This is a genomic window from Myxococcus sp. AB025B, from assembly GCF_006518215.1.
GTDB classification, from domain to species: domain Bacteria; phylum Myxococcota; class Myxococcia; order Myxococcales; family Myxococcaceae; genus Myxococcus; species Myxococcus fulvus.
In genome coordinates this window covers 1-10,560 of record NZ_SRLW01000333.1, presented here as the reverse complement: position 1 = coordinate 10,560, position 10,560 = coordinate 1, and the positions used below count along the sequence as shown (strand labels likewise).

9 protein-coding genes are annotated in these 10,560 nt (G+C 70.9%); 4 read left to right on the top strand and 5 right to left on the bottom strand.

Annotated elements, in window-relative coordinates:
- Positions 1-319 precede the first annotated feature (319 nt).
- On the top strand, positions 320-946 hold the full coding sequence (locus tag FL311_RS36395; protein WP_194869508.1) for a LysE family translocator: 627 nt from the start codon (positions 320-322) through the stop codon (positions 944-946).
- Positions 947-995: 49 nt separating this feature from the next.
- On the opposite strand, the gene FL311_RS36390 is transcribed toward FL311_RS36395, so the two are convergent.
- The 5 genes from FL311_RS36390 to FL311_RS36370 form a co-directional block, all read right to left on the bottom strand.
- Complete coding sequence (locus FL311_RS36390; RefSeq protein ID WP_141332278.1) at positions 996-1,964, bottom strand: hypothetical protein; 969 nt, start codon at positions 1,962-1,964, stop codon at positions 996-998.
- A 37-nt stretch (positions 1,965-2,001) separates the two neighbouring features.
- Positions 2,002-3,567: a hypothetical protein gene (locus FL311_RS36385; protein ID WP_141332277.1), complete on the bottom strand. Its 1,566-nt coding sequence runs from the start codon at positions 3,565-3,567 to the stop codon at positions 2,002-2,004.
- Positions 3,568-3,604: 37 nt separating this feature from the next.
- On the bottom strand, positions 3,605-4,924 hold the full coding sequence (locus tag FL311_RS36380) for a DUF418 domain-containing protein (protein WP_141332276.1): 1,320 nt from the start codon (positions 4,922-4,924) through the stop codon (positions 3,605-3,607).
- 80 nt (positions 4,925-5,004) lie between these two features.
- Positions 5,005-5,493, bottom strand: coding sequence for an ATP-dependent DNA helicase (locus FL311_RS36375; RefSeq protein WP_141332275.1), 489 nt, complete (start codon positions 5,491-5,493; stop codon positions 5,005-5,007).
- 534 nt (positions 5,494-6,027) lie between these two features.
- Positions 6,028-6,216, bottom strand: a complete 189-nt coding sequence (locus FL311_RS36370; RefSeq protein WP_141332274.1) for a hypothetical protein — start codon at positions 6,214-6,216, stop codon at positions 6,028-6,030.
- Between the two features lie 97 nt (positions 6,217-6,313).
- On the opposite strand from FL311_RS36370, the gene FL311_RS36365 reads away from it, so the two are divergent.
- The 3 genes from FL311_RS36365 to FL311_RS36355 form a co-directional block, all read left to right on the top strand.
- Entirely contained in the window at positions 6,314-6,697 is a 384-nt protein-coding gene (locus FL311_RS36365; protein WP_141332273.1) for a hypothetical protein, read from the top strand.
- Between the two features lie 58 nt (positions 6,698-6,755).
- Entirely contained in the window at positions 6,756-10,310 is a 3,555-nt protein-coding gene (locus FL311_RS36360; protein WP_141332272.1) for a hypothetical protein, read from the top strand.
- A gap of 23 nt (positions 10,311-10,333) precedes the next feature.
- Positions 10,334-10,560, top strand: a 227-nt coding sequence (locus FL311_RS36355; protein WP_141332271.1) for a hypothetical protein, incomplete at its 3' end; no start/stop codon positions are given.

Genomic DNA, 10,560 nt, shown 5'->3' with positions numbered 1-10,560 from the left:
CCTCCCGAGAGCCCCGCCGCCAGCCCCCTCTCCTGGGGGGCTTTTCCGTTCGGGCTTAGCAGAGCACGAGACGGCGCCCGGGCCACGGCCGGATTTCGTCCCACCGCGCCCTCCTCCACGGGGGCGACATCCGGGACGTCGTCACGCCAACGACCCGCCGTGCGAGCGTCGCATACCGTCGATGCGGCCCGGGGTGGCACGTCCGACATCCGACGGAGGAGCGGGCACCCGAGCGCTCGTCATTCGCGTCCACCCCACCGCGTCCATGCCCCGGCGCGGACAGTCCGGAGCGACTCTCCGGCCGCGCGCACCCGACCTCATGGACCTCACGCTCTGGGCCACCTTCACGCTGACGATGGCGCTCTTCGCCATCACTCCGGGACCCGCTGTCTTGCTGGTGGTCTCGCAAGCGATGTCGCGGGGCTTCCGGGCGGGGATGAGCGCGACGTGGGGCATCCAGGCCGGCAACGCCGTGTACTTCCTCATCTCCGTGGTGGGCCTGGGCGCCGCGCTGGCCACCTCGCGAATCGCCTTCAACGCCATCCGCTACGCGGGCGCCGCCTACCTCGTCTACCTGGGCGCAAGCACGCTGTGGGCCGCGAAGAAGAGCCTCACGCTGGCCGAGCGCCCCCAGCCCCCCCTGTGGCAGGGCGCCTTCGTGCAGGGCTTCGCCAAGCAGCTCGCCAACCCCAAGTCCATCCTGTTCTTCGGCTCGCTGCTGCCGCAGTTCGTCCAGCCAGGGCCTCACGCGGGGCTGCAGTTCACCGTGTACGGCGTCTCCTGCATCGTGGTGGAGGTGCCGGTGCTGGCCGGGTACGCGTGGCTGGGCGTCGCCGGAGGCCGCGTGTCCAGCTCACCGCGCGCCCAGGTCTGGCGGGAGCGGCTGTCGGGCCTGGCGCTCATCGGCATCGGCGTGGTGCTCATCACGATGCGTCCGCCGGCCTGAGGCCCACGCACGGCGCCCTCGAACCCCGGGCGCCATGCCGGACGTCCTCTCAGGGCGACGGCGTCGACTCGGCGGGCGCGTCCGCGGGCGGCTCCTTCAGCGCCTCCAGCTCCCGCGCGTTGGCCGCGCGCGTCTTGGGCTTGCCCTTCTCCAGGCTGATGAGGGTGGCCTTGTTGCCCAGGACGCAGGCCAGGGTCTCCCCCAGCGCGGGGGCCTTCTTCAACGCGTCGCAGCGGCCCATGTAGGCCACCTGACGGCGCGCGGGCTCGATGCCGAACGCCATCGCGAAGAACGTCCCCGGGGTGCCAGCGAAGGGGCCTGCGGACACGAGCGTCACCCAGGTGTCCTTCAGGAGCTCCGGCGTGTAGAGCACGTCGTAGCTCTCCGGCTTGCACTCGCGCTGGGTGCTCCCGGCCTTGCAGCGCTGGGCGCTCCGGATCTTCTCGAAGAGGCCGTTGTCCACCCGCGCGGTGAACATGGGCGCGGGCAGCTCGTAGCGCACGGGCCCGGCCTTCTCCAGGCCCGCGCAGGTGCGCTTGCCATCCGTCGCGGAGATTCGCAGCGTCAGCGGCATCCGCTGCGTGCCCGTGGACGAGGTGAGGATGAACGCGGTGCCCATCTGCGCCAGCGACTCGGGGACGGTGACGGAGAAGGCCCCGATGTAGTCCGAGGGCCCCTCGTCCGAGTCGGTGAGCAGCAGGTGCAGCGAGCCGCCCACGCCCACCGGGAGCCAGGCCCCCGAGCGCGTCTCCTCCACGAAGAGGCTGTTCCACAGGAGCACGCTGGCGTCCTCCTGCTTCGGGCCGATGACGACGGGCGAGGCGCCCTCCACGTCGACCGCCATCGCGGTCAGCTCCGGGTCCGCCGAGGAGCCTTCGTCCCACGCGGAGCCACTGGCGTTGGTCGACTCGACCTTCGCCGCCAGGGGGGACACGAACAGCTCCTTGCACGCCCGATAGTCCTGCGCCCACGCCTGCGTGGAGACACAGAGCCCCAGCAACAGCCACCGTCGCATCATGCTTCCTCTCACTCCAGCCTGGGCGTCAGCGCCTCGGCTATAGCCCCAACGCGTATACCTTGTTCCGGTCCACCACGTAGACACGGTCCTTCACGATGACCGGGTCCCGCAGCGCGCCCCCGTCGGACGTGCCCACCAGCGACAGCTTGGTGGCGCTCCACAAGGTCGACAACGTGGAGACGGCGACGACATGCAAGCCGGTGCGCGAGGTGATGACCAGCGTGGGGATGCTCACGCCCGAGTCGTCCTTCGTCCCCGACGCCGCCGCGATGCTGGTGCTGCGCCTGCCCGCGAAGGGCGTGGTGGAAAAATCCAGCAGGTCTCGCCCGTAGAACGGGACGACGACGTCATACACCCCCGTCAGAGTGGTCGTCAGGGGCGTACCGCCGGAGAGCGCGTCGAAGGAGTACAGGACGGTGCCCAGGTTGGAGCCGGAGGTCTCCTGCGCCGCGAAGATGGCCCGTCCGGCCACGAGCACCGGCGCCTGGAAGCCGGTGAGGTGCGAGGCGGGGAGCGGCGCGGAGCGAAAGAGGCTGGCGCCGTTGTAGCCCGCGTTGCGGATGTTGAACGTCACGGTGCCGGTGGCCGGGTCCCGCTCCAGCAGATAGATGCGATTGCCCGACACGCTGATGTGGCTGGCGGGCTCCAGCGCCACGCGGGGCCAGCGCGCCGTGCCCGTGGCGACATCCCAGCCATACAGGCCGGTGGCGAAGGGACGGGGCTCGGTGGCGGAGCAGTTGGTGGAGCACTGGAAGTTGTAGATGGCGGCCAGGTAGATGAAGCCGCCGTCCGCGGCGATGGAGCCCAGGCGGTCCTCGGCCGTGTCCCACTGGTGCTGCGGGAAGACGCGCGTGCCGCCGTAGTAGCCGTAGGTGTTCAGCTCCAGGAGCAGGTTGCCGCGCTTGTCGAAGGAGCGCAGGCCCAGCTTGGGGCCGTGGTAGTGGAGCTGGTTGTAGACCCACAGGCGCGTGCCGTCCGACAGCGACTGGCCCCAGCTGTCGTTGGGTGCCTGCTCGTACTCGGCATAGGGGATGGTGCCTCCGGAGTAGTAGTTGGCGCCGAACTGCTGGCTCCAGGTCCGGATGCCGTCGTCGTTGCGGACGATGCCCTCCTTCGCCTCGTAGACACCGCCGCCCACGTTCTTCTCGTAGGTGAACATCGTCGGCCAGTGTCCCCGGTTGTCATTGAGCTGGCGGTCCACGCTCCACACGTTGGCGCCGGTGTCCACGGCGAGCCTGTCCAGCGCGGGGCTGCCGCCGGAGCCGACGTAGTTGGGATTGGAGTTCCACGTCAGGTACACGCCGCCAGTGTTCGCCACCACGCGCTCGACGCCCTGCACGGTGCGCCCCACGCCGGCGGTCGGCGCGTACTCCCAGAGCTTGCGCAAGGGATGCCACGCACAGCCGTCGGAGGTGGAGGAGCGGCGGGCATCATGCCCCAGCGTCGTCCAGGCGTTGGTCCCCGTGCACGGTGGCACCACGGCGGAGGTGACGACTCCCGCTGTCTCGACTGGCGGGGGCGGGGCCTCTGTCCCCGGGCCTCCACAAGCGACGAGCCCCACGGCGGCCCCCATCAGCACCACGCTTCGTGTCTTCAGCGTCATGGCACGACCTCCCCGTTTGTGGGCTCACGCTAGCGGTTCACGACACCGCTGTCCCCACCTCCCCCTTGCCCGCTTGCAGCCGGAAGGGCTGGGCACGGCCATACGTGAGCGAGCGCCACAGCCACTCCACTGGTCCGAAGCGGAAGCGCGAGAGCCACAGGTGGCTGAAGACAATCTGGACCGCGAAGATGCCGAGCGACAGGAAGATGACGCGTGACGGCGGCAGCTTCGTGATGAGCCCCAGTCCCCAGCCGTTGTAGATGAAGACACTGACGACCGACTGCATCAGGTAGTTCGTGAGCGCCATGCGGCCCACGGGCATCAGCACGGCGAAGACGCGCTGGACCCAGCCACGCCGGGACAGGAGCGCGAAGAGGGCGACGTAGGCCGCGCCCAGGAAGAGGCAGCCGAGCTCCTGCACCTGGTTGAGCAGGATCGACGTGTCACGGCTCATCTGGTCCATCAACCCCAGCGAGCGCAGCCGCCAGAGCACCAGCCCCAGGCCGTTGCCGATGACGCCGAGGAAGAGCCCCCAGAACAACAGGCGGTGGTGCACGGACCGGTTGCCCTCGATGTCCTGGAGCAGCAAGAGCCGCCCCGCCAGCAGCCCGAAGAGGAAGCGGCCCAGCGCGAAACTCATCCAGACGAGGCGGTTGGGTTGAAGGAAGGTCTCCACGTTGAAGCGCATGCCGCCGAGCATCGCCGTCCAGAGCGAGTCGCTCGAGTACGCCTCCAGCAGGCGCGTGCGCGCCGCCAGCTCCGCCGCGCGCGTGGCCGTCGCCGCGGCCTTCGCGGCCTCCGCGCCGTGGAGCCATATCGGGAGGTGGTGTGAGAGCAGTTGGACGGTGCTGGGTATCACCGCCATGCACAGCACGGCCCAGACGAGCACCGTCCTGTTGGAGGCGTTGCGGAACAACAGGAGCAGGAAGCCCACCAGCGCGTAGGTGTGCAGGATGTCGCCCACCCAGATGACATACTGATGGAACAGGCCCAGGCCCAGGAGCACCAGCAGGCGCCGGGCATAGAGCCGGGTGATGGAGTCGCCCCGCTTCTCCGCGCGGGACATCTGGATGCTGAAGCCCAGGCCGAAGAGGAACGAGAACAGCGTCACGAACTTCTGGTTCACGAAGAACAGGTAGAGGTTGTTGATGACGGTCTCGAGGAGCGGCGCCGTCAGCACTCGCGCCTCCTGGGGCGGCATCAACACCCGACCACTGAACCAGGCCGCGCTGTTGGAGACGAACACGCCGCAGAGGGCAAAGCCTCGCAGGGCATCCAACAGCATGACGCGCTCACCGACGTCCACCGGGCGAGCCTCGGCGGAGGGCGGCGAGGAAACGACAACGGGCTCGGACATCGCTCAAGCAGATGTCCGAGCCCGTTCGTCGTCAACCGGGACTTGCTACGTGAGCACCCTCCAGCTCGACCCGAGGTCGACTACCCCCGGCGCGGCGAGTTCGACGCGCACCAGCCATACCCGCGGCGCTCGCACTCGGCACGCTCCCGACGCTCACGCTCCAGCCGGGCCAGACGCTCACGCTCCTGACGCTCGCGCTCCAGCCGGGCCAGACGCTCACGCTCCTGACGCTCACGCTCCAACCGCGCCTGCCGCTCACGCTCCAGCCGGGCCTGGCGCTCACGCTCCAACCGCGCCTGACGCTCACGCTCCAGTCGGGCCTGACGCTCGCGCTCCAGCCGGGCCTGACGCTCGCGCTCCAGCCGGGCCTGACGCTCGCGCTCCTCACGCTCACGCTCCAGTCGGGCCTGACGCTCACGGTCCGTGCGCGAGACGTTGCGCTGCCCCTCCGCCCACTCCGTCACCTTCTGCGTCGCGACGGGGGAGGCACCATGAACCGACTGCGCGAGGACGGGAGAACCCATCGTGAGGGAGCACACCACCAGGACTCGCATCAGCTTGCTGTTCATGACGACCTCCTTCGCAGCGGGTTGCGCCGCGTTCTGTACCTTCTGACGCGCCTCCCTCGGGTCTATTCAGGTTCCGTCCCCCGCACGGGGCAGGGCGCACACGGAGTCCATGCGCCACTCGGGACGGCGTGGGAAACAACGCCACGCTCCGTCCTGGCGGCGGCTTCGCATACATCCACCTCCTCACGGTGAGGGACGACGCGAGAGGCATCGCCCTCATCGCCGCACATCTCGCACGGAAGCGTCGGAGGACCACCGTGCCGCCAGCCGTCTGTCCTCCTCGTGCGAGGAGCCCGCCGAGGTGCTTCGGTGCGCCTTCGCGCACGGCGCGCGCAGGAGCCTGAGCACCTCCGCGACCTCGCGTGGCTGGCAGTCGGCCCTCGTTGCGCGATGACCGCGCCGAGGTGCTTCAGCCTCAACTCCTCATGCACCCCGCACGAAAACGCCGGAGTCTCGGGGACCTCGTGCCGCGAAGACACAGGACAGACGCCTGACGTGATGCCGTACCGGGCCTATCGTGCAGGCAATGGCTGCTCAGCCCTCCGCGCAGCCGGGCGTCTTGTCCGGGTCCGGGAAGGGATGCTCCCGGTGGGGTGCCTCGTCATCGTCACCTTCCGCCACCCCGGGCGTGTGCCCGGGCACCTCCTCCTCGTAGCCCGTCTCCCGCGCCGTCCTGCCCTCCGAGGGGTCGCCCGCGCGTTGGCGCTCATCGATGTCCGGCATCACGTCCTCCTGGGTCGTCCTCGCGAAAAAGATAGGCAGTGCCGCGCACGAAGACGGCGCGCCGGGCGATGATGCGCGGCACAGCGGAGGCGGCGGCATGGGCACACTCCTGGGAAGCACCTTGCGACAGTGGAAGGACCACGCCTCGCGGCTCGTCCAGAACACCGTCTCCCTGGCGGCGACGGTGTACGTCACCCTGCGGCCCGACCGCGCGGGGAGCGAGCGGGCCCAGCAGAACGCCGAGCGGCTCATCGCCGCGTGTCGCGAGTTCGAGGCGCGCCGTGGCCGGCTCCCCGAGGCGCTGTCCGAGCTCGTCCCCGACCTGCTGCCCGAGCTGCCCCGGGCGAAGTTCGACGGCCCGCACTTCGGCTTCACCTACGACGTGACGCAGCAGCGCCACGTGCTCGGCTGGACGGACCGGCTTCCCTTCGGCCGCCCCTACTACGTCTTCGAGGAGGACCGCTGGGGGTATCTCGACTGACCCCCGTCCGGAGGGCGTCCTCCACGCGTGACACGGTGTTGCGCTAACGTCCCCCGACATGCGCGTCTCGCGACTGTCGGCCGCCGCCCTGTTGCTGTGCCTCACCATGGTGGGTTGTGAGCGCAAGGCCTCCACGGCCCCGCCCTCGGCCCCCCAGCCCGCGACGACTCCCGACAGCTTCGCCAAGGCGGGCCTCACCGCACCCGCGACGGTGCCCGGTGTCATCGAGCCGGGTGAGGTGGACGTCGCGGAGCTTCGCGACGCCCTGGCCCACCCCACGCTCCTCGACGACGAGGCGATGGAGCGCCTGCTGAACCACCTGCGAGCCGAGAGTGGCCTGCCTCCAGACACCACCGGAGAGCTGCTCGAAGGAGCGCCCGGAGGCACGCCGCCCAGGCCCCAGTCGCTCCGAGCGGCCATCCCGCCTCCCGCCGCCGCACCCGCGCCCCGAGAGGCCCAGGAAGCCCTCTCCCTCGAAAGGCGAACAGCTGACGCCGTGGCCCGGCAGGCTGTCATCCGGTCGCGTGAAGCCATGCAGGTCATGCGCGGAAGCAGCGGTGGCGGTGGCGAGCTCACGCAGGAGCCTTCCAAGAAGGAGCGGGCCGACGGCGCTCCACCGCCCACGAACCTGCCCACGCCCGTGTTGCCCAAGGTGGACGCGGCGCCTCGCGCGGCCAAGGTCCTGGTGCGTGACGAGTCCGGCCGCTACCAGCCGCTGAAGACCCGCGCGATTCGCGTCGTCACGTACATCCAGGGCGCCCGCGCGCGCACGGTGGTGGACCACCTCTTCGAGAACGACACGCCCCACGCGCTCGAAGGCACCTTCTACTATCCGCTGCCCGGAGGCGCGTCCGTCGCGGGCTTCGCGCTCTACTCGGGCGCCGTCGCGGTGAACGCCCCTTCCCTCTTCCAGTCCTCGGACCTGCTGCCCGCGCTGGGCGACACCGCCGACCTGGAGCGCCTCACCGCCGCCGCGCCTCCCAGTCCGAAGGGCGCGAAGCGCTCATGGGGCGAGGTGCAGGAGGCCCGCGTCGTCGAGCAGAAGCGCGCCCGCGAGGTCTACGAGGACATCGTCCGCGACAACGTCGACCCCGCGCTGCTCGAGTGGGCGGGCGCCTCCACGTTCAGCGCGCGCGTCTTCCCGCTGCCGCCCCGCTCGCTCAAGCGCGTGGTCATCGCCTACGAGCAGACGCTCATCCACGACGGACAGCACCTGCGCTACACGTGGCCCCTCCCCGTCGGCGCGGGCAAGGACGTGCAGGTGTCCGCGCGCGTCCACGTGGACCCGACGCAGGTGCGGCAGGAGCTCGTTGCTCCCGACGCCAAGGGCAGCGCTCGAACGCTCGGCGCGTGGCGGGTGCATGACTGGCCCCAGCTGAAGGGTGACGGAGCGCTGTCCGTCGCGCTCGCGCCGAAGGACGCCGACGCGGACGTGCTCGTGGGCAAGGACGACGCGGGCCTTCCCGGCCAGGCCTTCCATGCCCGCGTCCGTCTGCCCGCGAAGCTGACGTCGACGGCCGAGGGCCCGCCCACCGGGCGCGCCGTCCTGGTGGTGGACACCTCCCTCTCCACCGAGGACGGGAACGCCTGGGCGCTCCAGGCCGCCACCCTGCGCGCGCTCCTGGAGAAGGACACCACGCTGAAGGAGTACGCGGTGCTCCTCTTCGACGTGCGCCCCCGCTGGCTGCACGGCACGGGCTGGCGGACGAACGACACCGCCCGCCGTCGGGAGACGTTCTCCGAGCTGGAGCGTGTGTACCTGGAGGGTGCGTCGCACGTGGACGGGATGCTGGCGGAGCTGGACCGGGCCGGCGCGGACTGGCTCAAGCCCGCCCAGCCCGGCACGCGCGTGACGGCCCTCCTGCTGTCGGACGGCAACGTCACGTGGGGCCCGAGCACCGTCGAGTCGCTCATCTCCCGGCACACCAGCGCCGAATCGCTGCGGTGGGTGACGTACCGCTTCGGTGAGGCCGCGGTGAACACGGAGCTGTTCGACGCGCTCGCCCGGGCCAGCGGAGGCCGGGGCGTGTCGGTGCTCTCCGGAGCCCAGGTGGATGCCGCGGCGACGGCGCACCGGGCCAGCCCCGTCGTGCTCTCCCGCGTGGAGGTGAAGGGCGCGCCGGTGAAGGACCTGGTCATCGCGGGCCGCCCGCACCTGGTGTTCCCGGGCCAGGAGCTGCTCGTGGCCGGGCGGCTGACGGAGCCCGGGGCCGCGGCGCTCGTGGTGTCCACCCGCGCGGGCGAGCAGGAGAAGACGCTCGAGGTGCCCCTGCCTCGCGACACGAACAGCGCGTTCGCGCCTCGCGCCTGGGCGGACCTCTTCGTCTCCCGACTCGTCTCGCTGGACGACGTACGGCTGGACCGGATGGTGGTGGCGCTCAGCCAGCACTACCACCTGGCCAACGCGCGCGCGTCCATGCTCGTGCTCGAGACGGCGGCCGAGTACACGCGCTTCGCCCTGAGCGACGAGCGCGTGGAGCTGACCGACCTGGAGCTCCTGCGCAAGCGCGAGCAGGACCAGCGCCGGGATGCGCTCGTGGGGCTGGACCTGGACGCCGTCCCCAAGTCGGGGCGCGCCGTGGTGGACGCCCTGACGCGGCAGCGCGCGGCCCTCGCGCCGCCCCATCCGCGCCAGCCCTTGCGCGACGAGCCCTACGCGGGCGGCGAGGCCCGCCTCACCGCGGAGCTCACGTACCGCAAGGCGCGCCGGGAGAACCGGGACGATGTGACGCTGTACGAAGGCATCGCCCGGGAGCGCGCCTTCGCGGGTGACACGGGAGGCGCCGTGCGGGCCCTCTCGTCCCCCGTGGAGCTGCGCCCCAAGGACCCGGAGGCGCTGCGACTGGTGGGCTACGGCCTGCTCGCCCTGGGCCAGTACGCCGCGGCGACGGAGCTGTTCGAGCACCTGCGGCTCAGCCGCACCTTCGAGGGACAGGCCTACCTGGAAGAGGCGCTCGCGCTGGACGCCGCCGGCCGCTACGCCGAGGCCGCGCGCAACTACGAAATCCTGCTCGCCCGCCCCTTCCCGCGGCACCCCGGTGAGCTGAGCCTGGTCGCGACCTACCACTACGGCCGGATGCTCTCCGCGCTGGCGCGACACCCGCGCGCGGAGCCCATCGTCCAGGCGCTGCGCGCACGCCTCGCGGAGCTTGGGAGCCCCGGGACGTCGGGCAGGTACGGCGACGCCTTCTCCCGCGCGCCCATCGGCTATCAGCTCACCACCCACTGGAACTCGGACCAGACGGACATCGACCTGTGGGTCATCGAGCCCGACGGCGAGCGCTGCTACTACCAGCACAAGCAGACGCGGCTCGGAGGCCAGCTCTACTGGGACATCACCGATGGACTGGGGCCGGAGCTGTACCACGCGCGCAAGCTGGTGCCGGGGCCCTATCATGTCGTGGTGCACTTCTACGGACACCGCGCGCCCAAGCTCGCCGTGCCCACGGCCGTGCTGCTGGTGAGCGACAGGAACGTGTTCTCCGTCGACGAGCCGACGCAGCGCCGCTTCCAGCTCCGCATCCTCCCGAAGAAGGATGCGAAGCTGCTGCTGCGCCGCGAGGAGTTCATCTCCCGGAAGACGGCGACCATCGCCACCCAGCCCACACCCTGACGTCTCCACCCGCGAGGTCCGGCATGAGTCACCACCGCAAACCCCGAGGCCCCATCGGTCGCGTCGGAGGCCTGCGCCGCGCCGAGGGCGCCGACGCCATCCTCCGCGTCCGCGCCCTCGAGCGCGTCTCGGGGCCCCAGCGCGTCGAATCCAACGACGTGGCCCGGCGCTCCTTCGCCGAGGCGCTGGATCGCGCCTCGCGCGGGCTGCACAGCTCGGAGCCCCTGCCCACCGTGCACCGCCCCCCGCC